We start from the raw sequence: 22,983 nt of genomic DNA, 5'->3' as shown, positions 1-22,983 counted from the left end.
TGGAAGCATCATTTTCAACAGCGCAGCTTTACGTTCTTCTGAGTAGAAACCCATGACCATACTCTTGCCGCCCCCGGAATGCTTTTAAAAAGCGGGGGACACGACAACTACCCTGACACCGGGGGCAACAGCCAGATCAACAGCCAGATCAACAGCCAGATCAACAGCCAGATCAACAGCCAGATCAACAGCGGATCGCGGCCGGGGTCGCGGCGGCGCTGTGCTGGCGCTGTAGGCCATTGATGGTCGTACGGCGCGGCGCATACGGCGTGATATGCAAGGAGTGAACATGTAGCGTAGCACCAATACGGGTGCGGCGGCCTTATGTCCCTTTTGGCTGGACCGGCACTCCGGTCTTTCCAAAAGGGAGTCAATCTAAAGCGAAAGGAGCCTTCGACCACCCTGGAGATGTGGGATAAGCCGAAAATCCTGGGTGGCAACGCCACGATCATCATGGCGATCATGAACAATCTGCCACCCCACGGAACTCCCCCCACCCCCCACTGCCTCACGCTCGCCCTCCCCTGAACAAGATCCCATCATGGCCCTGCACACCCTGGCTCGTACCCACCCCCGCCTGACCGGTTCGACCGTGCTCGGCATCGTCGTCGGTTTCGCCGTCCCCATCCATGACCTGGGCATGCGCGTGCTCACCGGCTGGAACGCCGGGGTCTGGTGCTACCTCGCACTGATGCTCTGGCTGGCCATGCATTCGCGGGCCGATCAGGTGCAACGCACGGCGCAGATCGAGGACGAGAACGCCGGGCTGGTGTTGATCACGGTGTGCGTGGCAACCCTCGCCAGCCTGGCCGCCATCGGCATCGAACTGGCTGGCAGCAAGGGCCTCAAGGCCGATGTGCAGGCGCTGCACTATGCGGTCACCGGCCTGACCATCGTCGGTTCATGGCTGATGACCGGGATGATCTTCGCCCTGCACTACGCGCGGCTGTTCTACATCAGCGACAACCATAAACCGGCCCTGAGTTTTCCGGACGGCGAGAAACGCCCCGATTATTGGGACTTCCTGTATTTCTCCTTCACCATCAGCGTGGCCGTGCAGACCTCGGACGTCGGCGTGGCCTCCGGGGCCATGCGCCGGATCGTGCTGGGGCATTCCTTGCTGGGATTTCTGTTCAATACGGCCATTCTCGGGTTTTCGATCAATATCGCGGCAGGGCTGCTCAACTAGACTGCGACCTGTTGACGCATCAGGCCGTTTGATGATTGTATGAACACCAATTGAAACCGGTTTCATCCGCCGCCTGGCCATAACACCCACAAGAGGAATCAGGCCGTGACACCACTCATTTCCGTAGCGCGTCCGCGCGTCACCATGTTGGACGTGGCTCGCCACGCCGGGGTCTCCAAGGCCAGCGTGTCGCGCTTTATCGGCGACGACAAGGCGCTACTGTCCGACGCCATTGCCCTGCGCATCGAAAAAGCCATCGACACTCTCGGCTACCGCCCCAACCAGATGGCCCGTGGCCTGAAGCGTGGGCGCACACGGCTGATCGGCATGCTGGTGGCCGACATCCGCAACCCCTACTCCATCGCCGTCATGCACGGTGTCGAAACAGCCTGCCGCCGGCACGGCTACAGCCTGGTGGTGTGCAACACCGACCGCGACCCCGCCCAGGAAAGCCTGCAACTGTCGGCCCTGCGCTCCTACAACGTCGAAGGCCTGATCATCAACACGCTGGGCCGCGATGTCGCCGAATTGCAGGAATTGCAGCGCGAGCTGCCCATGGTGCTGATTGATCGCAAGGTCGCCCAGTTGCCCGGTGACCTGGTGGGGCTGGACAACACCGACGCCGTGCATCAGGCCGTCGCGCACTTGCACGAGCGCGGCTACACCCAGCTGGCCATGGTCAGCGAGCCGGCCGACATGACCAGTTCGCGGATCGAGCGCATCGATGCTTTTCGGCGCCTGACCCAGGGCGCGCCGGTGCTGGAGCTGGGCGAGCAATTGCCGGCGCGCCTGGGCGAATTCCTGCGGGCCGCGGGCGGTGGCCCCAAGGCCCTGTTCTGCGCCAACGGCGTGGCGACCCTGGCCTGCACCCTGGCCTTGCGTGCCCACTCGCCCACGGCGCTGGACGACGTCGGCCTGATCGCCCTCGATGACCTGGACTGGTACCCGCTGGTGGCCAACGGCATCACCGCCCTCGCCCAGCCCACGGCGAGTATCGGTGTGCAGGCCTTCGACTGCCTGTTCGAGCGGCTGCATGGCAGCCATGAGCCGGTGCAGACGTTCGATTTTCCCGCGCAACTGATCGTGCGCGGTTCCACCCCGTTTCGTCGCCAGGATTGAATCAACGCTGACCGTCAAGGTCAGTGCTTACATGAATCTGTAATCGGTTTCAGAGGCCCAACAATAATGACTCTCTACCCCGTATCCATCAGTCTCGGCAGCTACGGCGCCGATTATGTCCGGCAGCAAGGCCAGGCCAGCTTCATCCCGCTGCTGGCGAGCGCTGGCGTACGCTACATCGAGTTGCGTGAGGAACTGGGCTTGCCTGATGCTGCCAGCACCGTGGCGGCCATCAGCGATGCCGGGTTGACCTGCGTGTATTCCTCGCCGTTGCAGATCTGGCAGCTTGACGAGCCGCAGCCCAACCCGGCCTTGGCCGTGGCCCTGAGCGAAGCCCAGCGTTACGGCGCAGTCTGGCTGAAGGTCTCGCTCGGGTATTTCTCGACCTTGTCCGACCTCACCGCCCTCAGCCCTCTGTTGCGCGAGCACCCGGTGCGGCTGTTGGTGGAAAACGACCAGACGCCCCAGGGCGGCAAGATCGCGCCGCTGGTGCAGTTCTTCGACAAGGCGGCCGCGCTCAACGTGCCGGTGGGCATGACCTTCGATGCCGGCAACTGGCACTGGCAGAATGAATCGGCCTTCGCCGCAGCCCTGGAACTGGGCCACGAAGTTCAGTATCTACATTGCAAAGGGGTGGAGCGTCGGGGTGACAAGCTGCACGCCGTGCCGCCCAGTCTTGAAGATTTGCAACTGTGGGAGCAACTCCTCGCCCGCATGCGCACCGGTATAGTGCGCGCGGTGGAGTTTCCCCTGCAAGGCGGCGACCTGCTGGAGGTCACCCGCCAACACGTCGCCACCCTGGCCCGCCTCGGGCAACCGCACAAGGAGCCCGTCCATGGCTGATTTCGATGTTTTGAGCTTTGGCGAAACCATGGCCATGCTGGTGGCCGACGAGCCGGGTGACTTGGCCGGCGTCAATCATTTCCACAAGCGCATCGCCGGTGCCGATAACAACGTCGCCATCGGCCTGGCGCGGCTGGGCTTCAACGTTGCCTGGCTGAGCCGGGTGGGCAAGGACTCGCTGGGCCGCTTCGTGGTGCAAAGCCTGGAGCGCGAAGGCCTGGATTGCCGGCACGTGGCCATCGACCCCCGGCACCCTACCGGCTTTCAATTCAAGTCCCGCGCCGATGATGGCGAAGACCCTATCGTCGAATACTTCCGCCGCGGCTCGGCGGCCAGCCGCTTGACGGTCGCCGACGTCCCCGCCGAACTGCTGCAGGCCGGGCACCTGCACGCCACCGGTATTCCGGCGGCGCTGTCGCCGACCATGAACGAAGTGTCCCACCACCTGATGAAGTCCATGCGCGAAGCCGGGCACAGCGTGTCCTTCGACCCCAACCTGCGCCCCAGCCTGTGGGACAGCCAGCAGCGCATGATCGAACAGATCAACCTGCTCGCCAGTCGCGCTCATTGGGTGCTTCCGGGCCTGGCCGAAGGTCAGTTGCTGACCGGCCTGGATGAACCCCGGGACATCGCCGCGTTCTACCTCGAACAAGGCGCCGACGCCGTGGCCATCAAGCTCGGCGCCCAGGGCGCCTACTATCGCGATGCTCAGCGTGAAGGCTACGCCGCTGCCCATCCGGTGGTGCGCGTCGTGGACACTGTAGGGGCCGGCGACGGTTTTGCCGTGGGGGTGATCAGCGCCCTGCTGGAGAAGCTCGACCTGGCCGACGCCGTCGACCGTGGCAACTGGGTCGGCAGTCTGGCCGTGCAAAGCCCCGGCGATATGGAAGGCCTGCCCAACCGCCAGGCCCTGCTCGACCGAACGTTAGCCAGAAGCGCCTGATTTACGCATTTGTGCTTGACCTGCTGCGACAACTAAAAAAAGGCTCAGGAGAAAGACCATGCAGAATTTGACCCGAATCGCCACGCGTCGCTGGTGGTTCCTCATGCCGATCGTCTTCATCACCTACAGCCTGGCGTATCTGGACCGGGCCAACTATGGCTTTGCCGCCGCCTCCGGGATGGCTCAGGACCTGCACATCACCCCAGGGCTGTCGTCGCTGTTGGGCGCGCTGTTTTTTCTGGGCTATTTCTTCTTTCAGGTGCCAGGCGCGATCTATGCCGAGAAGCGTAGCGTCAAGAAGCTGATCTTCGTCAGCCTGGTGGCCTGGGGCATCCTCGCCAGCCTGACCGGAATGGTCGATAGCGCCTATTGGCTGATCGCCATCCGCTTCATGCTCGGGGTGGTCGAGGCGGTGGTCATGCCGGCCATGCTGGTCTACCTGTGCCACTGGTTCACCAAGGCCGAACGCTCGCGGGCCAACACCTTTCTGATTCTTGGCAACCCGGTGACCATGCTGTGGATGTCAGTGGTCTCGGGCTACCTGATCCAGCACTTCAGCTGGCGCTGGATGTTCATTGCCGAGGGTGCGCCGGCCCTGATCTGGGCGTTCTTCTGGTGGCGGCTGGCCGATGAAAAGCCCGCCGACGCCAAATGGCTGCGCGATGACCAGCGCGAAGCGCTGGAAGAGGCCATGGCCGCCGACCAAGTCGGCATCAAGCCGGTGAAGAACTACGCCCAGGCCTTTCGGTCTGGCAAGGTGATTTTGCTGTCGGTGCAGTACTTCTGCTGGAGCATCGGTGTCTACGGCTTCGTGCTGTGGCTGCCGTCGATCCTCAAGCATGGCACACAGATGAACATGGTCGAGGCCGGCTGGCTGGCATCCGTACCCTATCTGGCGGCGGCGTTGGCGATGCTGGCCGTGTCCTGGGGCTCGGACAAACTGCAACAGCGCAAGGCGTTTGTCTGGCCGCCCCTGCTGCTGGGCGCCGTGGCCTTCTATGGCTCCTACGCGCTGGGCACCGAGCATTTCTGGTGGTCCTATTCGCTGCTGGTGCTGGCCGGGGCCTGCATGTATGCGCCCTACGGGCCGTTCTTCGCCATCGTGCCGGAAATACTGCCGGCCAACGTGGCCGGCGGCGCCATGGCCCTGATCAACAGCATGGGCGCCCTGGGCTCGTTCGGCGGCTCTTGGCTGGTCGGCTACCTCAACAGCACCACCGGCAACCCTGGCGCATCCTACCTGCTGATGAGCGCTGCCCTGCTGATTTCCGCCATTCTCACGTTGCTGCTGCGTCCCAGTGGCACCGACAAGGCAGTGCGTCCGCCCGTGACCCGTCACCGGCACGCTGCCGCCCACCATTGAAAGGCTCGTTGCAATGAAAAAACACGTGGTGCTGTACAAGAAACTGTCACCGGCCCTGCTGGCAAAACTGCAGGACGCCGCCGACGTGACCTTCATCGACGAACCCAAGCGCGACAACCTCCAGCGCCTGCGCGAAGCGCTTCCCAGCGCCGACGGCCTGCTGGGGGCGAGCATCAAGCTGGACCCCGCGCTGCTCGACCTGGCGCCGAAGCTTAAAGCCATCGCCAGCGTCTCCGTGGGGGTCGACAACTATGACCTGGACGACCTCACCCGTCGCGGCGTGATGCTGTGCAACACGCCGGACGTGCTCACCGAAACCACTGCCGACACCGGTTTCGCCCTGGTGCTTGCCACCGCACGGCGGGTGGTGGAGCTGGCCAGCCTGGTCAAGGCCGGGCAATGGACCCGCAGCGTCGGCCCGGCCCACTACGGCACCGACGTACACGGCAAGACCCTGGGTATTGTCGGCATGGGTCGTATCGGCGAAGCCCTGGCCCAACGCGGCCACTTCGGCTTCGGCATGCCGATCTTGTACCACAGCCATTCACCCAAACCGGCCGTGGACCAGCGCTTTGCCGCGCAGCATTGCAGCCTCGACGACCTGCTGGCGCGCGCCGACTTCGTCTGCCTGACCCTGCCATTGACCCCGCAGACCGAAGGCCTGATCGGCACCCGTGAACTAGGCTTGATGAAACCCGGCGCCATCCTGATCAACATTTCCCGAGGCAAAGTGGTAGACGAAGCTGCCCTGATCGAGACCTTGCGCCACCGCCGCATCCGTGGCGCCGGTCTGGATGTGTTCGAGCGCGAGCCGTTGAACCACGATTCGCCGTTGCTCAAGCTGGATAATGTAGTGGCCACGCCGCATATCGGCTCGGCGACCGAGGAGACCCGGGAGGCGATGGCGGCGTGTGCACTGGATAATTTGCTGGCGGCGTTGCGGGGGGAGCGGCCGGGCAATCTGGTGAACCCGGCAGTGTTGAAATGATCATTGGCTGGCGTGCCGGCGCGGACCCTGCTTTGGGCGCGCGCCGATTCAAATCCCGCTGAACCAGTTGTACCCCTGATCCTCCCAATACCCCCCCGGGTAGTCATTGCTGACAAACAGCTCGACGATATGCTTGGGGTTCTTGAACCCCAGCTTGGTCGGCACCCGGATGCGCAGTGGGTAGCCGTAGTCCGGCGGCAAGGCCACCTCGCCGAAATCCAGGGCCAGCAGGGTCTGGGGATGCAGTGCGGTGGGCATGTCGAGGCTTGAGTAATAGCGGTCGGCGCATTTGAAGCCGACGTACTTGGCCGAGGTGTCGGCACCGACGTGCTCCAGGAAGGACCTGAGCGGCACCCCGCCCCACTCTCCGATGGCGCTCCAGCCTTCCACGCAGATCAGCCGGGTAATATCCGTGCGCTGGGGAAGCTGACGCAGCTTTTCAAGGGTCCAGGGCGCCTTGTCACGAACCATTCCCGAGACCCCCAGTTTCCAGGTGGACAGGTCAACCTCTGGCACGTCGTCCTCGCTGTAGAACGCATTGAACCGAAACGGGTTGTTGACCTGCGCCTTGCTGAACGTAGGCGCCAGCTTCTGGCCGCTGAACAGCCACGCCTGAACCCGATCATTCCAGCGCGACATGGCCCACAGCACCTTGTCGACCTGATCGCCGTCTTGCAAGTTGCAGCCGCTGAGCATGGCCATGGCGCCGACCGTCAGGCCGCCACGGAGGAAGTTGCGCCGTTGCAGGTTCTCCAGCTGCAACTGCTGCGCAGGCTCCAGCTGGATGCGCTGAAGTGCACGTTTTTTCGGTTCAATCATGATCGTGTTTCCCGCTCGGAACCGGTTGCACACCGCCGGTAATCATCGGCAGCAGCGTCTTGGGCACCATCAGCACCAGCGCCAGGTGCACGATGACAAAGGCACCGATGGCCGTCATCGCAGCAAAGTGCACGTAGCGTGCAAAATCAAAGCCGCCCAGCAGGGCCACCAGTTCCTGAAGTTGTATGGGTTTCCAGATCGCCAGTCCCGAGACCACGACCAGCACGCCGGCGGCCAGGACGCCGAGGTACATCAGCCGCTGCACGGCGTTGTACACGCCCTTCTCGTGCACCAGCTTGAAACGCAGGGCCGCGACCAGGTCCCGTTTCACCGCCGTGGGCGTGACCGGCAGAAAGTCGCGTTTGAAATGGCGGCTGGCCAGGCCGTACAGCACATAGAGCAAGCCGTTTGCCACCAGCAGCCACATCACCGCGAAGTGCCAGGCAATCGCTCCACCCAACCAGCCACCCAGGGTCAGCGGTTGGGAAAAATGAAAGGCAAACAAGGGTGAGGCGTTGTAGATCCCCCAGCCGCTCATGAACATGCAGGTCATGCCGAAGGCGTTGACCCAATGGGTGAGCCGGACGGGCCAGCTGTGAATGCGTCGCTTGGCCATGGCGTGGCGCTCCCTGTCAGAAGTGTGGCGGCCCGTCTCAAACTACAGGAGAAAGGCCGCGCACCGGCAATTACATCGGTGGCTGGAAGCCATCCTTGCCCACGGCCACGCCGCGCGCGGTCTTGCCGTCTTCACCGGGGAACACCACGACCTTGGCGCCTTTGGTCAGTTGGTCGACCTTGCCCATCTCGACGTAGGCAATCGGCACGTCCTGGGGCACCATCAGTTGCTTCTCGCCGCCTTTGTAGGCCACGGTCAAGGTTCGACCATTGGCGTTGGCCAGCTTGCCGACGGTGCCGTTGGTCATGGTGCCGGTGCTGCCATCAGCGTTCTGCCAGCCGTAGTGACCTTCACCACTGCCTTTGAGGCTCGCCTCGAACACCGTGACTTCCAGGGCCTTGAGCGAGCCGTCGGGCTGCGGCGTGGCGGCCGAACCGATGAAACTGTCGGACTTGATCGAACTGATATCGGTCTTGGACACCAGGCGGATGCCGGTCTTGTCGGTCAGGCCGATGGTCTGGTGCGCACCGGCCCGGGTGGTGAACGTCAGGCTGTTGCCATCGACGCTGTCCACGGTGCCACGCAGGGGCTTGACGATGGGCATGTCGGCGGCCGAAGCCATCACGGCAGCACTGAGCATCAGCAGGCCGAAGGTGGAGGACAGGGCAGTCTTGAACGTCATGGGTACGATTCCTTGCGGTTTGTGTGGGGCCATCGTCGCCCTGTGATCGGGACTCCACGATGACCCTTGGATGACATTTGTGTCATTCGCCGGGTCGCGCCACGGATTACAAAAATGTAACCGCTGCCGGTGCGCCAGTTGGTTAAACTCCAGTCCCGATGCCGCTTGCAGCGACCCCAGACCATGCACATCCTGCTGATAGAAGACGACACCAAGACCGGCGAGTACCTGAAGAAGGGCCTCGGCGAATCCGGCTATAACGTCGATTGGACCCAGCACGGCGCCGATGGTTTGCACATGGCCCTGGAAACTCGCTACGACCTGATCGTGCTGGACGTCATGCTGCCCGGCATCGACGGCTTCCAGATCATCGAAGTGCTGCGCGGCCGCCAAGACGTGCCGGTGCTGTTCCTCACCGCCCGCGACCAGTTGCAGGACCGCATTCGCGGTCTGGAACTGGGCGCCGACGACTACCTGGTCAAACCCTTTTCCTTCACCGAATTGCTGTTGCGCATCCGTACCATCCTGCGTCGGGGCTCGGTACGCGAGGCCGATCACTTTCACCTGGCGGACCTGGAGCTGGACCTGCTGCGCCGCCGCGTGACCCGCCAGCAGCAGGTTATCGTGCTGACCAACAAGGAGTTCTCGTTGCTGCACCTGTTCCTGCGCCGCGAAGGCGATGTGCTGTCGCGGGCGCAGATTGCCTCGGAAGTCTGGGACATGAATTTCGACAGCGACACCAACGTGGTGGACGTGGCGATCAAGCGCCTGCGCACCAAGATCGACCTGCCCTACCCGGTCAAATTGATCCACACCGTGCGCGGCATCGGTTACGTCTGTGAGGTGCGGCCATGCGGACCCGACGCCCCCCTTCCCTGACCCTGCGCTCGACCCTGGCCTTCGCCCTGGTGGCGATGCTCACCGTGGCGGGGGCGGGCTTCTACCTGTACGAGTCGATGAAAGCCTCGGTGCTGCTGCGCAGCGACCACGCGGTGCTGGCGCGCCTGGACCACTTTCGCAAGCTGCTGCATTACGACGTGACCCTGGACAAGCTCAAGAGCAGCCCGCAGATCTTCGAAAACATGCTCGACAGCGAGGACGACATCTTCACCATTGAAGAGCCGGGCCAGCCACCGGTGATCATGGTCAACCCGCTGCACGCCATCTTGCCGCCGCTACCGGTGGTGCAACAGGGCGAGCCACTGACCGATGCTCACTTGCGCACCGGCATGTCGCCTTCGGGGGTGCCGTTACGCGCCGCCAGCGTGCTGACTGATTCCGCCGGCCACAGCGTGCAACTGACCGCCGCGCATATCATGGTCAAGGAAATGGCCATGCTGGCGGAGTTTCGCCAGCGCATCTACCTGGCCGTAGCCCTGGCCTTTCTGATCACCGCGCTACTGGGCTATGTGCTGCTGCGCCGCGGCCTGCGCCCGTTGCGGCAGTTGGCGGCGCACGCCGCCGACATCACCCCGGCACGGCTGGACAGCCGCATGAACAGCGACGACACCCCGGTCGAGTTGCAGCAACTGAGCGACGCCTACAACGCCATGCTCGACCGTCTTGCCAACGGTTACCAGCGCTTGATGCAGTTCTCCGCCGACCTGGCCCACGAAATCCGCACCCCGGTGGGCTCGCTGATGGGCCACTGCCAGGTCGCCCTGCGCCAGGCCCGCAGCGAGGACGAATACCAGACCCTGCTGGCGTCCAACCTCGAAGAGCTGGAACGCATCTCGCGCATGGTCGAAAGCATCCTCTTCCTCGCCCGCGCCGACGAACCCCAGGCGGCGCTGCAGCGCCAGTCCCTGTGCATGCAGGATGAGCTGGAGCGCATCGCCGAGTATTTCGAAGGTTTGGCCGAAGAGCGGCAGATGACCCTGCATGCGGCCGGGGACGCGACCTTGAATGCCGACCCGCTACTACTGCGCCGGGCGTTGAGCAACCTGGTGGCCAATGCCATTCGCTATGCCGACGAAGGCAGCGAGATACTCATGCGCGTGGCCACGGTGGGCGGTGGCTGCCGCATCGAGGTGGAGAATCAGGGCCCGGTGTTGAGCGAGGCGGCGCTGAGCCGGCTGTTCGACCGGTTTTACCGGGGGGACGCCTCGCGCCATCAGAGCTCGGACTCCAATGGGCTGGGGTTGGCGATTGTGGCGGCGATCATGCAGTTGCATGGCGGGGCGGTGCGTGTGGTTCAGCCGATGCCTGGGCGGATTTGTTTTACTTTGGAGTTTGTGTAGCAGTCCGTGACTTGGCCGGCCTTGCATCTCGAACCTTTCGACCATGGCCGGTTATCGCGCAAGGCCGTGATGATCGCACTGGCCTCCTGGGAGGCCAGGTTCAGCCCGGGCCGGGTGCGCTGGCGACGGCCTCGCGCGGTCGACTCTGCACCAGTTCCAGCAGCAGGTCCTCCGGCTGGAACAAGCTGTCACTGGCCACGTGGGTCGCCCGCCCTATCACGCTTTCCAATTCGCGCACGTTGCCCGGCCAGGGATGGCTGCAAGGCCATTGCCCCGGCTGCTGTTGCTGTTGCTGTTGCTGTTGCTGTTGCTGTTGCTGTTGCTGTTGCTGTTGCTGTTAGCTGTTAGCTGTTAGCTGTTAGCTGTTAGCTGTTAGCTGTTAGCTGTTAGCTTTTGATCTGCTTTTGATCTTGATTGTCCGCGCCCTCAGCAGGCCGAACGGAACAGCGCGGGAGTGGGGGAGCGAGGCAGGAAGCCGAGCTAGCGCCGTAGGCCATGGATGGCCGTACGGCGCGACCCCACGGAGCGCTGTGGAGTGAGGGAACCCGGAGCGTAGCGTAGGGCCAATGCGGGCGCGGAGGCCTTTTGCTTCCTTTTGGGCCTTTCCAAAAGGGAGTCGCCGTAAGGGCGAAAAGGTGAGTCTGCACCAACACGTAAAACGGATTAGCTCACCGAAATGTGGGTCGTTACGACGATCTTCAAGTAGGTCCCTATGACGATCTCAGAGTTGCTATTGAAATCTGCTAGCTTATCCGGCATCTCCAGGGTGGCCGAAGGCCCCTTTCGCTTTTACAGCGACTCCCTTTTGGAAAGGCCCAAAAGGAAGCAAAAGGCCTCCGCACCCGCATTGGCCCTTCGCTGCGCTACGGGTTCCCTCCTTGCGCATCGCTCCGTGGGGGTCGCGCTGTACGGCCATCCATGGCCTACAGCGCTAGCTCGGCTTCCTGCCTCGCTCCCCCCACTCCCGCGCTGCTCCAGTCGGCCTGCTGAGGGCGCGGACAGTCAAGATCACAAGCAGATCAAAAGCCAGAGCCAGAGCCAGAGCCAGAGCCGGCCGCAATCTGCAGTTGATCTTGATTGTCCGCGCCCTCAGCAGGCCGAACGGAACAGCGCGGATCAGCCCACTGAAATTTGGATCGCGTGAGCTTATCCGGCATCTTCATCGAGTCATGGGCATGTCATGGCACCTCATCAAGGCCTCCAAGAGATGCCGACCCACAACCCGTCTACCCCACCAAAACCCGCCCACTCACAAAATGCCCCACATCGTTGAACCCATGGGTAGAGGCATGCCCCGGCGTCACCAGCGAATCGATAAATGCCTCATCCTCTGCATCAATCCGTACCTCCAGCGCCTTGCCGTAGGTGTCCCATTGCGCCTCGGTGCGAGGCCCGACGATGGCCGAGCTGACCGCCGCGTTGTTGAGCACCCAGGCGATGGCGAACTCGACGATGCCCACGCCCTTGGCGGCAGTGTAGGCCTGGATTTTCTGTGCGATGGCCAAGGACTCCTGACGCCACTCCACTTCCAGGATGCGTTTATCCTGTCGCGCGGCGCGGCTGCCGGCTTCAGGTTCGGCCCCCGGCGTGTACTTGCCGCTGAGCACGCCACGGGCCAGGGGGCTGAACGGCACCACACCCAGGCCATGATAGGCCGCAGCGGTCAGTTGTTCGGTTTCCACCTGGCGGTTGACGATGTTGTACAGCGGCTGGCTGGCCACCGGTGGCTCGACCCCCAGCTGCCTGGCGACGTTGACGATTTCGGCAATGCGCCAGCCACGGAAGTTCGAGACCCCCCACTGGCGCACCTTGCCCGCGCGAATCAGGTCGCCCATGGCCCGTACCGTGACTTCCAGTGGCACCATGAGGTCGTCGCGGTGCAGGTAGTAAAGGTCGATGTAGTCGGTGTCCAGGCGCGTCAGGCTGCCGTCCACGGCATTGAACAGGTGCTTGCGGCTCAGGCCCGCCCGATTCGGCAGGCCGTCCACAGGGCCCATTGCCACCTTGGTGGCGAGAATCCAGTGGTCACGATGTTTGGCAATGCCTTCACCGACCACTTCCTCGGAGCGTCCGGCGTTGTAGACGTCGGCGGTGTCGATGAAGTTGATGCCTTGGTCAAAGGCTTTGTCGATGATGCGCAGTGATGCTTCGACGTCGGTCTGCTGGCCGAACATCATGCTGCCCAGGGTCAGGGCGCTGACCTGAAGACCGGATTGGCCGAGTGCACGGTAGAGCATGTCGAAGTCCCTTTGTCGATGGAGAAGAATGCGTGGCGCCTGTTATGCCATGGTTGCCGACAGACAGGCACCCCCACGGCCATGAATTTTTCTGCCAGTGGCCGCGCCGGGCCGTGCAGGCTATCCTGCCACGCTCGCCATTGGCCCAAGGCTGTACGGATCATGTTCGAACTCGATCACGACCTGGCGCAGGACATCGTCGACCGTGCCATGGCGATCCTGCCCTTCAACGTCAACGTCATGGATAGCCAGGGGCTGATCCTGGGCAGCGGCGAAGCCCAGCGCATCAACACTCGCCACGAGGGCGCGCAACTGGTGCTGGCCAACAGCCGGGTGGTCGAGATCGACCTCCCGTCGGCTGCCTGCCTCAAGGGTTCGCAACCGGGGGTGAACCTGCCGCTGCTGCTGGACCAGCGATTGATCGGTGTGCTCGGGATCACGGGCGACCCTGAACAGGTGCGGATCTACGCCGAACTGGTGCGCATGACTGCGGAAATGCTGGTGGCCCAGCGGCACATGCAGGCCGAGCGGCAATGGCGGCTACAACGTTGCGACGACGTGCTCGGCTTGCTGCTCAATGGCGCTGGCGATGGTGCGCGCCTGCTGGAGGAGGCCCGCCAGCTGGGCCTCAAACCACAATTGTCGCGCACCCCCTGCCTGTTGGAGCTGGCCCCGACCCAGAGCACCGAAGGGCTGGCGGCCTGGCTGAGCAGTCATTACGCCGACAGTTGGTGCGTGAGCCTGACTGCCACTTCGCTGCTCTGGTGTCATCCGGCACAAATGACACTGGACGCTGCACGGCTGCTGGAACGACTGGCCACCCAGGGCTGGCCGGTGCAGCGCATGGCCGTGGCGGGCGCTGCGATGGATTTGCACAGCCTGCGCCGCCACTGCCGCCGGGTCGCCGACCTCCTCGCCTATGGCCGTGATGTCCTGCCCGACGTGCAGATCTTGCCCCTGGAGCGCTACCGCCTGCCGACGCTGTTGTGGCGCCATCGCAGCGACGATGCCCTGGAAGAATGGATCGAGCCGCTGCAGCGGGTGATGGCTCGCGACAGCAACGGTCAGCTGCTGAGTACCTTGCGCGCCTGGTGCGAGCACGATGGCCAGAGCCAGAGCTGTGCCGACGCTCTGGGCATCCACCGCAACAGCCTGCGCTACCGCATGGAGCGAGTGGCCGAGATCAGCGGCCTGGACCCCATGAGTTTGCAAGGCATGCTTGCCCTGTATATCGGCGTGCAACTGCTGCCTTTGTCGAAATGAACAAGAACTTCAGCTGACCCTTGTGCACGGGCCAGACGCGCCACGGCGTGGCGACTGGCAGCATGTGGCCATCGACCCGGAGAACCCGCACATGAAAATCGTCATTGCCCCCGATTCCTTCAAAGACAGCCTGAGCGCCGCCGGCGTGGCCGACGCCATTGCCCAGGGCCTGGCCCAGGTCTGGCCCCAGGCCGACCTGTTGCAGTGCCCAATGGCAGACGGCGGCGAAGGGACCATGGACGCGATTCTGGCGGCCTGCGCCGGCCAGTCGCGCCGCCTGACCGTCCGCGGTCCGCTGGGCCGTCCGGTCATGGCCCGCTGGGGCTGGCTGGCCGAAACCCGTACCGCGATCATCGAAATGGCCGAAGCCAGCGGCCTGCAGTTGGTCGAGCTGGCCGAGCGCGACGCCTGCATCAGCGGTACCTATGGCACTGGCCAGTTGATCGACGCGGCGGTGGAGGCGGGTGCCACGCGGATCATCCTCGCCATCGGTGGCAGTGCCACCAACGACGCCGGCAGCGGCATGCTCCGGGCCTTGGGTGCGGTGCTGCGCGATGCCCAGGGCGCCGAACTGCCACCCGGTGGCCTGGCCCTGAGCGAACTGGTCGAACTGGACCTGCAAGGGCTTGATCCGCGCCTGGCCCGGGTGCGTTTCGAAGTGGCCGCCGATGTCGACAACCCCCTTTGCGGCGAACATGGCGCCTCGCACGTCTTCGGCCCACAAAAGGGCGCTTCCCCGGACCAGGTGCTGGCGCTGGATCAGGCCCTTGGGCATTTCGCCGATCGGAGCGCCCGGGTACTGGGCCGTGACGTGCGCAATGAGCCGGGCAGCGGTGCAGCGGGCGGCATGGGCTTTGCGGCCAAGGCGTTTCTAGGCGCGACCTTCCGCCCCGGGGTCGAGGTGGTGGCCGAACTCACCGGGCTGGCTGACGCGGTGCGCGATGCCGATCTGGTCATCACCGGCGAAGGACGCTTCGACGCCCAGACCCTGCGTGGCAAAACGCCCTTGGGCGTGACCCGGGTGGCCCAGGCGGCCGGGGTGCCGGTGATCGTCATCGCCGGGACCTTGGGCGAGGGTTACGAAGCGCTGTACGAGCACGGCATCAGCGCGGCATTTTCCGTGGCCAGCGGGCCGATGACCTTGCAGTTTGCCTGTGACAACGCCGAGCGCTTGCTGCGCGAGCGGGCCCGGGACGTTGCCCGGGTTTGGCGGTTGGCCATGTAGCGCCCCAAAGGTGACCCGCGGGTCCCTCGATTCACGTGCTCACCCGGCGGTTTTTCCGTAGACTGGCGCGCATTCAATTTCAGGTCTTTGACGCATCCATGCTGGACTTTCTGTTGGGTGGGGGCGAGATGGGCGCGAGCATCCGCGCCCATGATTGGTCTTCGAGCCCACTGGGGGCACCGGTTGACTGGCCGCAATCGCTGCGCTCGGCCCTGAGCATCTGCCTCAACTCCAGCTTTCCCACTGCCATCTACTGGGGACCGACGCTCTGTCTGCTCTACAATGACGCGTGGGCGCCGATCCCGGCCGAGCGCCATGGCTGGGCCCTGGGTCGCCCGGCGCAGGAAGTCTGGAGCGACATCTGGGCGGTGGTGGGCCCGCAGCTGGCACTGGTCATGGCCAGCGGCGAAGGCTTTTCCACCTTCGACCAGCGGCTGCTCATGAACCGCGCCGGGGTGGCCACCGACACCTGGTGGAATTACAGCTTCACCCCGATTCGCGGCGAAAACGGCGCGGTGGTCGGGGTTTTCAACCAGGGCCACGAGACCTCGGTCCGGGTGCTTGCCGAGCGCCAGCGTGAGCTGGAACTGGCGCGCCAGCGTCGGCTGTTTGAGCAGGCGCCGGGGTTCATCACGGTGCTGCGCGGCCCCGAGCATGTCTTCGAATTCGTCAACAAGGCCTACGTGCGGCTGTTCGGCGAGCGTGATTTCGTCGGCAAGACCATCCGCCAGGTCTTCCCGGAGCTGCTGGGCCAGGGCTTCTACGAGTGGCTGGATCGGGTCTACAGTAGCGGCGAGCGCTTTGTTGCCGAGCGCACGCCGATTCTTCTGACGCCGCCGGGGCAGCCGCCCGAACAGCGCTACCTGGATTTCATCTACGAGCCCTTGACGGACGAAGCGGGCCAGGTCTTCGGGATCTTCTGCGAAGGCCACGACGTCACTGAAATGCATCAGGCTCGAGCCACGCTGCAGGCCAGCGAGCAGCGCCTGCGCGAGGCCCTGGCGACCCTGCAGACGGTGCACCGGATCAACACCGTGCTGGCCGGCGACCTGGACCTGGAACGAGTGGTGCAGACCGTCACCGACGCCGGAGTCGAACTCAGCGGCGCGCGCTTCGGTGCGTATTTTCACAACCAGTGGGACGAAACCGGCGAGCGCCTGCACCTGTTCACCCTGTCCGGCGCCGACCGCGAAGCCTTCACCCGGCTAGGCCGGCCACGGGCCACCGAGGTGTTCGCGCCCACCTTCAACAACCGTGGGGTGGTGCGCAGCAACGACATCGCCCGTGACCCGCGCTATGGCCGCAGCGCCCCCCATCACGGCATGCCCGAAGGCCACCTGCCGGTACGCAGTTACCTCGCCGTATCGGTGGTGTCGCGCTCCGGTGAAGTGCTGGGTGGCCTGTTCTTCGGCCATCCCGAGCCGGACCAGTTTACCGCCGAGCACGAAGCGCTGATGACGGCGCTGGCGGCCCAGGCGGCTATCGCCATCGACAACGCGCGGCTGTTCCAACAGGTGCAGATCGCCAACGAGACACTGGAGCAGCGCGTCACCGAGCGCAGCCTGGAATTGACTCAGGCCCATGAAGCCTTGCGCCAGGCGCAGAAAATGGAAGCGGTGGGGCAGTTGACGGGCGGTATCGCCCATGACTTCAACAACCTGTTGGCGGGGATCATCGGCAGCCTGGAGCTGCTGGATCAGCGGCTGAGCCAGGGCCGCACCCAGGGCATCGAGCGCTTCATCAAGGGCGCGCAAAGCTCGGCCCAGCGTGCAGCGGCCTTGACCCAGCGGCTGCTGGCGTTCTCCCGCCGACAGACCCTGGACCCCAAGCCCACCGACGTCAATCGTCTGGTGTTCGGCATGGAGGACCTGATTCGCCGCACCGTCGGCCCGGCCATCCGCATCGAGGTGGCCGCCGCCAGCAGCCTGTGGCCGGCACGCATCGACGCCGCGCAACTGGAGAGCGCCTTGCTCAACCTGGCCATCAACGCCCGCGACGCCATGCCGGGCGGTGGTGTCATCCGCGTCGAGACGCGCAACGTCGCTTTGCAGGGCCAGGCCGCCGTCGAGCTGGACCTTGCGCCGGGGGATTATCTGCGGGTGGCGGTCAGCGACACCGGGGCAGGAATTGCCGAAGACATTGTCGGACGCATCTTCGATCCGTTTTTCACCACCAAGCCCATCGGTCAGGGCACCGGCCTGGGCCTGTCGATGATCCATGGTTTCGTGCGCCAGTCCGGTGGCCAGGTGGAGGTGTTTTCCTGTGTCGGGCAGGGCACTACCTTGAGCCTGTACTTGCCACGCTACAGCGGCGAGGTGCCGAGCGAAACGCAAGACCCGGCAGCGCCATGGGTGGCGGGCAGCGGCCAGCAGGTGCTGGTGGTCGACGACGAAGAGACCGTGCGCATGCTGGTGGTGGAAGTGCTTGAAGAAGCCGGCTACCGCACCTTGCAGGCCGACAGCGGCCAGGCCGGACTGGACATCCTGCAATCGGGGGTGCGGGTCGACCTGTTGATCACCGACGTCGGCCTGCCCGGCGGCATGAACGGCCGCCAGGTGGCCGACGCCGCCCGGGTCTCGCGCCCGCGCTTGAAAGTGTTGTTCATCACCGGCTTTGCCGAATCGGCGGCGTTGGGCAGCGCCAGCCTGGAGGCTGGCATGCAGGTCATCACCAAACCCTTTGTCATGGCCGAGCTGGCGAGCCGGATTGCCGAGATGCTGGAGGTCAAGGGCTAGCGGCGTTTGTCTGCGCACCTGTAGCGTTTGTTCAGGCCCCTTCGCCCGCTCATTGACCTGCTTGAAAACCCGGCTCGCAAACATCCGCTGCTCGACTAGTCTTGAGTGTTGACAACAAACGGCAGAGGGATGGAATCCATGAAGTTGCACTGGGCCGTCGCGGTATGTCTCATCGTGGCAGGATGCAGTTCGGGGGGCGGCGGGAGCGTGGACGGCCGGCCGATCGAAATCACCGGTCTGCAAGCGTCTTACGACAGCAGCAGCGACTCTGTCGACCTGGCGATCAACTTCGTCAACATCTCCAGGCAGCCGCTGCGCCAGATACAGATCCAGGTTCAGGCCTACGATTCCGGCGGCAACCCGGTCAAAGGCGGCGGACCCCGGGGTGCTGCCGTGGTCACGCTGTACGGCCCTTACGATGCCGGCATCAAAGTCGGTCCACTGGTGGATCATCACCTGTGGACCGGCTCGGATGTGCACTGTCTGGAAGTCGTCGACGTCAGTGTCTCGGGCATGGATTACGCGTCGAGCAATTTCAGTGGGGCGGCGGCCAACGCCTTGGTCGCCTCGGACACCCGCCGCAGCTGCAAGGGCAGCTAGACCATCGTGGCGAAGCGATCTGGCAGCGGCCGGCTGGCCGCTTCCATCTGGGTCAGACCATAGCTTTTCACCAACGAGTGCAACTCCGTGGTCTCCAGGCTCATGCGCTCGCGGATCTGCGCCGGGCTGGCCAGTACCGACGTCACCAGCAAGCGTTGTTCCAACGCCGCAAATTCCGGGGTTTTCTGCGCGGCGACAATCTGATCGCGCAGCGCCTGGGCGGCGGCAGCCGGCATGCCTGCAGGGGCAAACCAGCCGTACCAGCCCTGCATGGTCAACTGGCTGAGCCCTTGTTCGGCGAACGTCGCGACCTGTGGCCAGGACTCCAGCCGCGTCGGGCTGCTGATGCCCACGGTGCGGACCCCAGGCCCCATGCCCAAGGTGTTGCCGCCGATGGTGATGCACGCGGCGAGGTTCTGTTTCTGCAGGTCTTGCAGCATCGCGTCGGCGGTCTTGTAGGACTGTGGGCGCAAGGCCACTTCCTTTTCTCGCGCGAGCATCAGCGCCATGAGATGGGACTGCGAGCCATACAGGGCAAATCCCAGGTCGCGGTAGTCGGGATTCTGGTTGACCCATGCCAGGTAGGTATCGACGTTGGTGACGGTAGCCGGGACCGCCGGCCCCAGCGTCAACGTAAAGGCGTATTCGGCCATGATCGCCAGCGGCACGAAATCGGCGACAGGGTCGTACTTGAGACCCCTGTAGGTGCTGGGGAACAGGGTCATGGCGCCGGATTGTACCTGGAGCAGCGTGTTGCCATCCGGTAGCGCTGCCTTGACCGTCTCGGTGGCCTGCAGCGTATTACGGGTGTCGATCACCTGCAGCGTGTAGTCATCGTTGAAGTGCTTGTTGATGATGTCCAGCACGCCACTGGCCAGCTTGCCGCCCACGGCACCGGAGGGTGAGCCGAAGATCAGGCGCTTGGCCGGCTGCGACGCGGCGAACAGGCGTGCCGAGCGCAGGGTGAACAGCGCTGCGGCGGTGCCGGTGAGGAAGGATCTTCTTTTCATGTTCATCTTGCTCCATGCGAACGTGACGACCCGTACAGCTCCATTTATCGGGTGTGCACATCAGGCCATCTGACTCAGGCCATAACGATTGATCAGGTCGCGGTAGGTCACCAGTTCCTGGCGCATTCGCGCGACGATTTGTTCGGGGGTCAAGGCCAGAGGGCTCAGGACCAGCGAGTTCTGCATTTTCTGGTAATCCGGCAAGGTCTGAATGCCCAGAATCTTCTCGTGCAGCGCCTGCACCACTGCCGGGGGCGTGTGGGCAGGCGCAAACCAGGCGTACCAGCCAGTCAGGTTGATTTCCGGCAGGCCCTGCTCGGCAAACGTTGCCACCTTGGGCATTTGCTCCGCCCGCTTGGAACTGCTGATGGCCAGGGTGCGGATGTTGCTGTTGATACCGGCCGCAGCGCCGGAACCGGCCAGGGAAATACCCGCCGCCAGCGAGCCGCTCTGGATGTCTTCGGCCAGCGAGCGCGGCGACTTGTACGGCAGCGGACGCAACGCGATTTCCTTGCTGCGGGCCAGCATCAGGCTGATCAGGTGAACCTGGGAGCCGTAGATCGCGAAACCCAGATCGCGGTATTCGGGATTGGCGGTAACCCATTTGATATAGCCGTCGATGTCGGTGACGCTGGCCGGCACCGCCGGGCCCACGGTCAGGGTGAACGGGTATTCGCCCAGCACCGCCAAGGGAGTGAAGTCGGCGACCGGGTCGTAGTTCAGCTTGCGATACAGATTGGGCATGATCACCATCGAACCCGATTGCGCCTGCAACAGTGTCGTCCCGTCGGGTCGAGCGGCCTTCACCGTTTCAGAGGCGTCCTGGGTGTTGCGCTGGTCGATCACGTCAAGGCGATAGTCCAGCTGGTATTGGCTGGCCATCAAGCGCAATGCCACCTCGGCAATGCGCGCACCCACCGAGCCCGCGGGAATGCCGAACACCAGCCGTCCTGGGGCGCTCGCAGAGCCGTAACCCACTGCTGGCAAGGCCGCGCCCAACATCAGGGCACCGGCGCGTTGCACGAATTGTCTGCGGTCAATCATCGGGGCCTCCTGGCGGGACTGCTTGCCCTTTGCCAGTATAGAAGAGAATGCGGATCCCATCAGTCCAGTGGTCTGATACCGTAGTTGAGGATCAGCGAGCGGTAACTGGCGGTTTCGGCGATGACCCGCTGGGCCAGTGCCGCCGGGTCCAGGTCCAGCGCCGTCATGTTCATCTGCTTGATAACCGTGCCGAACTCAGGGCTGTTTTTCATGACCCGGGCCTTGTCCCGCAGGGCCGTGAGCACCGAATTGGGCGTCGAGGCGGCGACATACCAGGCGTACCAGCTGCTCAAGTCCATCCCGGTCACGCCTTGTTCCGCGAGGGTCGGCACGTTGGGCCAGTGCGCGGTGCGTTGCGCGCTGGTGACGCCGATCGAGCGCAGGCGCCCGGTGGCCCAGACGTTGGCGTTGCCGTCGCCGGCGTGGGTAATGCCGGCCGCCAGGCCGCCGGCCAGCAGGTCCTTGTACAGCATCAAGGTGCCCTGATAAGCGCGGGGCTCCAGCGGCACGGATTTGCTGCGGGCCAGCATCAGCGTCGCCAGGTGCCCCTGGGAGCCGTAGTTGGCGAAGCCCACATCGCGCTGGTCGAGGTTGCTGTTGACCCATTCCACGTACTGGTCCAGCCGGGTGATGTTGGCCGGGACGGCCGGGCCGAGGGTCAGCGAGAACGTGCAGTCCGCCAGGCTGGTCACGGCCGACAGGTCCAGCAAGGGGTCATAGCCCAGGCTTTTGTAGATGGCGGGCGCCATGACCAGGGAAGTCGACTGCGTCAGCAGCATTTGCGAACCATCCGGCGCCCCATTCTTGATCTGCAAGGCGGCAGTGCGCGAATTGCGCGCATCGACGTTTTCAAAGACGTAATCGGTGCCAGTACGGGCGTTGAGAATGGCCATGCAGGCTTGGCCCAGCTCGGTCCCGGCGGCGCCGGCTGGAGAGCCGAAAATCAAGCGCGCCCGGTTTCCCGCCGTGGCGGCTGACGCAACTGAAGGCAGTTGGGCACCCAGCAGCAGGGCACCGCTAGCACGAAGAAAGCGACGGCGGTCAAACATGACACACACTCCTGTTCAGTCGAATCGGGTGATGTTGAAGCTTTGCACCAGCGCCTTGTAGCGCGCCGTTTCATCCCGCAGGCGGGCGGTGATCTGCTCCGGGGACAGCGAGGCAGGTGCAAGAAGCAGATTTTTCAGCGTGGTGTCGTAGGCCGGTGAGGCCTGCATGCGGGCAATCGCCTGATGCAGGGCTTGCAGCTTGGCGGCGGGGACGGCTGCCTGGGTGTACCAGGCAAACCAGTTGATGAAATCCATATTGCTGGCGCCTTGTTCGGCCAGGGTCGGCTGGTCGGGCCAGGCAAACAGACGCTGGCGGCTGGTTACGCCGATGGAGCGGATGTCGGCCTGCGGCCCGATGCCGGCGCCGCTGCCGGGGGCCAGAATGCCGGCCGCCAGCTGCTGATTTCGCAGGTCGGTCATCATTGGCACGGTGCCCTGGTAGGGCTGGGCGCGCAGGGTGGTGCCGGTGTCCACCGCCAGTGTGCGCACGGCCAGGTGGCCAACGGTGCCATACACCGACACGCCGATAGTGCGAAAGTCCGGGTTCTGCTCCACCCAGTCCAGATAGCCTTTGAGATCGGTGACCGAGCGCGGCACGATCGAGCCCACGGCCAGGGCGTAGGGGGATTCGCCGACACAAGCCAGCGGGGTGAAGTCGTGGACCGGGTCGAACTTGACGTCCTTGTAGATCGAAGCCACCAGCGTCAACGAGGACGAAATGGCCTGCAATAGGGTCGAACCGTCCGGCGTCGCGTGGGCCGCCGTCTCGCTGGCCAGCCGCGTGTTGCGGCCTTCCTGGTTCACCAGGTGATAACTGGGCCCGCCTTCGGCGGCCAGCAGCGGCAGCAGAGCGCTGGCCAGCTTGCTGCCCACCGCGCCGTAGGGGTAGCCGAACAGCATCCGGTTGCCGGCATCGGTCGGGTCGGCCAGGGCTCGGCCGGCCAGAGCGGTAGCCGCCAGCAGGGCCGTCCTGCCTAAAAAGTGTCTGCGCGTAATCATGCGTGTGCAACCTGGGTAG

The 22,983-nt window shown here is 64.2% G+C and carries 22 protein-coding genes; 13 read left to right on the top strand and 9 right to left on the bottom strand.

The features are described from left to right. Nucleotides 1-78: 78 nt before the first annotated feature. The 7 genes from HB675_RS19430 to HB675_RS19400 all read left to right on the top strand — a co-directional run bounded on the left by HB675_RS19430 (nt 79) and on the right by HB675_RS19400 (nt 6,445). Nucleotides 79-243, top strand: a complete 165-nt coding sequence (locus HB675_RS19430; protein ID WP_213880532.1) for a hypothetical protein — start codon at nt 79-81, stop codon at nt 241-243. A 298-nt stretch (nt 244-541) separates the two neighbouring features. Further along, entirely contained in the window at nt 542-1,189 is a 648-nt protein-coding gene (locus HB675_RS19425; RefSeq protein ID WP_213880509.1) for a DUF1345 domain-containing protein, read from the top strand. A 144-nt stretch (nt 1,190-1,333) separates the two neighbouring features. After that, nucleotides 1,334-2,308: a LacI family DNA-binding transcriptional regulator gene (locus HB675_RS19420; protein ID WP_213880531.1), complete on the top strand. Its 975-nt coding sequence runs from the start codon at nt 1,334-1,336 to the stop codon at nt 2,306-2,308. Between the two features lie 66 nt (nt 2,309-2,374). Next, the gene (locus tag HB675_RS19415; RefSeq protein ID WP_213880507.1) at nt 2,375-3,151 is read left to right on the top strand and encodes an AP endonuclease; all 777 of its coding nucleotides are present in this window, start codon (nt 2,375-2,377) and stop codon (nt 3,149-3,151) included. Further along, nucleotides 3,144-4,094, top strand: coding sequence for a sugar kinase (locus tag HB675_RS19410; protein ID WP_213880505.1), 951 nt, complete (start codon nt 3,144-3,146; stop codon nt 4,092-4,094). The genes HB675_RS19415 and HB675_RS19410 overlap by 8 nt, the downstream gene beginning before the upstream one ends. Before the next feature lie 58 nt (nt 4,095-4,152). Further along, nucleotides 4,153-5,457 (top strand): MFS transporter, encoded by a 1,305-nt coding sequence (locus HB675_RS19405; RefSeq protein WP_213880503.1) that lies wholly within the window; start codon nt 4,153-4,155, stop codon nt 5,455-5,457. A 13-nt stretch (nt 5,458-5,470) separates the two neighbouring features. Further along, nucleotides 5,471-6,445 (top strand): D-glycerate dehydrogenase, encoded by a 975-nt coding sequence (locus tag HB675_RS19400; RefSeq protein WP_213880501.1) that lies wholly within the window; start codon nt 5,471-5,473, stop codon nt 6,443-6,445. Nucleotides 6,446-6,493: 48 nt separating this feature from the next. Here the strand turns inward: HB675_RS19400 and HB675_RS19395 are convergent, their stop codons facing one another. The 3 genes from HB675_RS19395 to HB675_RS19385 all read right to left on the bottom strand — a co-directional run bounded on the left by HB675_RS19395 (nt 6,494) and on the right by HB675_RS19385 (nt 8,562). After that, nucleotides 6,494-7,264, bottom strand: a complete 771-nt coding sequence (locus HB675_RS19395; RefSeq protein WP_213880499.1) for a molybdopterin-dependent oxidoreductase — start codon at nt 7,262-7,264, stop codon at nt 6,494-6,496. Beyond that, nucleotides 7,257-7,880, bottom strand: a complete 624-nt coding sequence (locus HB675_RS19390) for a cytochrome b/b6 domain-containing protein (protein WP_213880497.1) — start codon at nt 7,878-7,880, stop codon at nt 7,257-7,259. The genes HB675_RS19395 and HB675_RS19390 overlap by 8 nt, the downstream gene beginning before the upstream one ends. Before the next feature lie 70 nt (nt 7,881-7,950). Next, nucleotides 7,951-8,562: a hypothetical protein gene (locus tag HB675_RS19385; protein WP_213880495.1), complete on the bottom strand. Its 612-nt coding sequence runs from the start codon at nt 8,560-8,562 to the stop codon at nt 7,951-7,953. A 183-nt stretch (nt 8,563-8,745) separates the two neighbouring features. Between HB675_RS19385 and HB675_RS19380 the strand changes: the two genes are divergently transcribed. Both HB675_RS19380 and HB675_RS19375 read left to right on the top strand, forming a co-directional pair. Next, nucleotides 8,746-9,441, top strand: a complete 696-nt coding sequence (locus HB675_RS19380) for a heavy metal response regulator transcription factor (RefSeq protein WP_213880494.1) — start codon at nt 8,746-8,748, stop codon at nt 9,439-9,441. Beyond that, entirely contained in the window at nt 9,414-10,802 is a 1,389-nt protein-coding gene (locus HB675_RS19375) for a heavy metal sensor histidine kinase (RefSeq protein ID WP_213880490.1), read from the top strand. Before HB675_RS19380 ends, HB675_RS19375 begins: the two co-directional genes overlap by 28 nt. A gap of 100 nt (nt 10,803-10,902) precedes the next feature. Here the strand turns inward: HB675_RS19375 and HB675_RS19370 are convergent, their stop codons facing one another. Continuing rightward, nucleotides 10,903-11,040 carry a hypothetical protein gene (locus HB675_RS19370; RefSeq protein ID WP_213880488.1) on the bottom strand — a complete coding sequence of 46 codons (138 nt, stop codon included), beginning with the start codon at nt 11,038-11,040 and terminating at the stop codon, nt 10,903-10,905. A 988-nt stretch (nt 11,041-12,028) separates the two neighbouring features. Further along, nucleotides 12,029-13,039: an aldo/keto reductase gene (locus HB675_RS19365; protein WP_213880487.1), complete on the bottom strand. Its 1,011-nt coding sequence runs from the start codon at nt 13,037-13,039 to the stop codon at nt 12,029-12,031. Nucleotides 13,040-13,201: 162 nt separating this feature from the next. Here HB675_RS19365 and HB675_RS19360 point away from each other — a divergent pair, with 162 nt between their 5' ends. The 4 genes from HB675_RS19360 (at nt 13,202) to HB675_RS19345 (ending at nt 18,862) form a co-directional block, all read left to right on the top strand. Further along, nucleotides 13,202-14,302: a sugar diacid recognition domain-containing protein gene (locus tag HB675_RS19360; RefSeq protein ID WP_213880485.1), complete on the top strand. Its 1,101-nt coding sequence runs from the start codon at nt 13,202-13,204 to the stop codon at nt 14,300-14,302. Between the two features lie 91 nt (nt 14,303-14,393). Continuing rightward, nucleotides 14,394-15,527, top strand: a complete 1,134-nt coding sequence (locus tag HB675_RS19355) for a glycerate kinase (RefSeq protein WP_213880483.1) — start codon at nt 14,394-14,396, stop codon at nt 15,525-15,527. Between the two features lie 98 nt (nt 15,528-15,625). Then, nucleotides 15,626-18,262, top strand: a complete 2,637-nt coding sequence (locus HB675_RS19350; RefSeq protein WP_256737613.1) for a GAF domain-containing protein — start codon at nt 15,626-15,628, stop codon at nt 18,260-18,262. Between the two features lie 138 nt (nt 18,263-18,400). Continuing rightward, on the top strand, nt 18,401-18,862 hold the full coding sequence (locus HB675_RS19345; protein WP_213880482.1) for a hypothetical protein: 462 nt from the start codon (nt 18,401-18,403) through the stop codon (nt 18,860-18,862). Here HB675_RS19345 and HB675_RS19340 read toward each other — a convergent pair. From HB675_RS19340 to HB675_RS19325, 4 genes are read right to left on the bottom strand one after another with little or no spacing between them, the layout of a single operon-like run. Beyond that, nucleotides 18,859-19,872, bottom strand: coding sequence for a tripartite tricarboxylate transporter substrate-binding protein (locus HB675_RS19340; protein WP_213880480.1), 1,014 nt, complete (start codon nt 19,870-19,872; stop codon nt 18,859-18,861). The two genes, HB675_RS19345 and HB675_RS19340, sit on opposite strands and share 4 nt — an antisense overlap. A 60-nt stretch (nt 19,873-19,932) precedes the next feature. Then, nucleotides 19,933-20,916, bottom strand: a complete 984-nt coding sequence (locus HB675_RS19335) for a tripartite tricarboxylate transporter substrate-binding protein (RefSeq protein ID WP_213880479.1) — start codon at nt 20,914-20,916, stop codon at nt 19,933-19,935. Nucleotides 20,917-20,975: 59 nt separating this feature from the next. Next, nucleotides 20,976-21,965 carry a tripartite tricarboxylate transporter substrate-binding protein gene (locus HB675_RS19330; RefSeq protein ID WP_213880478.1) on the bottom strand — a complete coding sequence of 330 codons (990 nt, stop codon included), beginning with the start codon at nt 21,963-21,965 and terminating at the stop codon, nt 20,976-20,978. A 15-nt stretch (nt 21,966-21,980) separates the two neighbouring features. Beyond that, complete coding sequence (locus tag HB675_RS19325) at nt 21,981-22,964, bottom strand: tripartite tricarboxylate transporter substrate binding protein (protein ID WP_213880477.1); 984 nt, start codon at nt 22,962-22,964, stop codon at nt 21,981-21,983. Nucleotides 22,965-22,983: the final 19 nt, after the last annotated feature.

Source organism: Pseudomonas sp. dw_358 (genome assembly GCF_018449655.1).
Classification (GTDB): Bacteria; Pseudomonadota; Gammaproteobacteria; order Pseudomonadales; family Pseudomonadaceae; genus Aquipseudomonas.
The sequence above is the reverse complement of the archived record's forward strand: the minus strand, read 5'-3'. Positions and strand labels throughout refer to the sequence as shown.

Excerpts from the sequence above, each read along its gene's own strand:
- HB675_RS19430 (WP_213880532.1), top strand. The coding sequence starts at position 79 with ATGCTTTTAAAAAGCGGGGGACACGACAACTACCCTGACACCGGGGGC.
- HB675_RS19425 (WP_213880509.1), top strand. The coding sequence starts at position 542 with ATGGCCCTGCACACCCTGGCTCGTACCCACCCCCGCCTGACCGGTTCG.
- HB675_RS19420 (WP_213880531.1), top strand. The coding sequence starts at position 1,334 with ATGTTGGACGTGGCTCGCCACGCCGGGGTCTCCAAGGCCAGCGTGTCG.
- HB675_RS19415 (WP_213880507.1), top strand. The coding sequence starts at position 2,375 with ATGACTCTCTACCCCGTATCCATCAGTCTCGGCAGCTACGGCGCCGAT.
- HB675_RS19410 (WP_213880505.1), top strand. The coding sequence starts at position 3,144 with ATGGCTGATTTCGATGTTTTGAGCTTTGGCGAAACCATGGCCATGCTG.
- HB675_RS19405 (WP_213880503.1), top strand. The coding sequence starts at position 4,153 with ATGCAGAATTTGACCCGAATCGCCACGCGTCGCTGGTGGTTCCTCATG.
- HB675_RS19400 (WP_213880501.1), top strand. The coding sequence starts at position 5,471 with ATGAAAAAACACGTGGTGCTGTACAAGAAACTGTCACCGGCCCTGCTG.
- HB675_RS19395 (WP_213880499.1), bottom strand. The coding sequence starts at position 7,264 with ATGATTGAACCGAAAAAACGTGCACTTCAGCGCATCCAGCTGGAGCCT.
- HB675_RS19390 (WP_213880497.1), bottom strand. The coding sequence starts at position 7,880 with ATGGCCAAGCGACGCATTCACAGCTGGCCCGTCCGGCTCACCCATTGG.
- HB675_RS19385 (WP_213880495.1), bottom strand. The coding sequence starts at position 8,562 with ATGACGTTCAAGACTGCCCTGTCCTCCACCTTCGGCCTGCTGATGCTC.
- HB675_RS19380 (WP_213880494.1), top strand. The coding sequence starts at position 8,746 with ATGCACATCCTGCTGATAGAAGACGACACCAAGACCGGCGAGTACCTG.
- HB675_RS19375 (WP_213880490.1), top strand. The coding sequence starts at position 9,414 with ATGCGGACCCGACGCCCCCCTTCCCTGACCCTGCGCTCGACCCTGGCC.
- HB675_RS19365 (WP_213880487.1), bottom strand. The coding sequence starts at position 13,039 with ATGCTCTACCGTGCACTCGGCCAATCCGGTCTTCAGGTCAGCGCCCTG.
- HB675_RS19360 (WP_213880485.1), top strand. The coding sequence starts at position 13,202 with ATGTTCGAACTCGATCACGACCTGGCGCAGGACATCGTCGACCGTGCC.
- HB675_RS19355 (WP_213880483.1), top strand. The coding sequence starts at position 14,394 with ATGAAAATCGTCATTGCCCCCGATTCCTTCAAAGACAGCCTGAGCGCC.
- HB675_RS19350 (WP_256737613.1), top strand. The coding sequence starts at position 15,626 with ATGCTGGACTTTCTGTTGGGTGGGGGCGAGATGGGCGCGAGCATCCGC.
- HB675_RS19345 (WP_213880482.1), top strand. The coding sequence starts at position 18,401 with ATGAAGTTGCACTGGGCCGTCGCGGTATGTCTCATCGTGGCAGGATGC.
- HB675_RS19340 (WP_213880480.1), bottom strand. The coding sequence starts at position 19,872 with ATGAAAAGAAGATCCTTCCTCACCGGCACCGCCGCAGCGCTGTTCACC.
- HB675_RS19335 (WP_213880479.1), bottom strand. The coding sequence starts at position 20,916 with ATGATTGACCGCAGACAATTCGTGCAACGCGCCGGTGCCCTGATGTTG.
- HB675_RS19330 (WP_213880478.1), bottom strand. The coding sequence starts at position 21,965 with ATGTTTGACCGCCGTCGCTTTCTTCGTGCTAGCGGTGCCCTGCTGCTG.
- HB675_RS19325 (WP_213880477.1), bottom strand. The coding sequence starts at position 22,964 with ATGATTACGCGCAGACACTTTTTAGGCAGGACGGCCCTGCTGGCGGCT.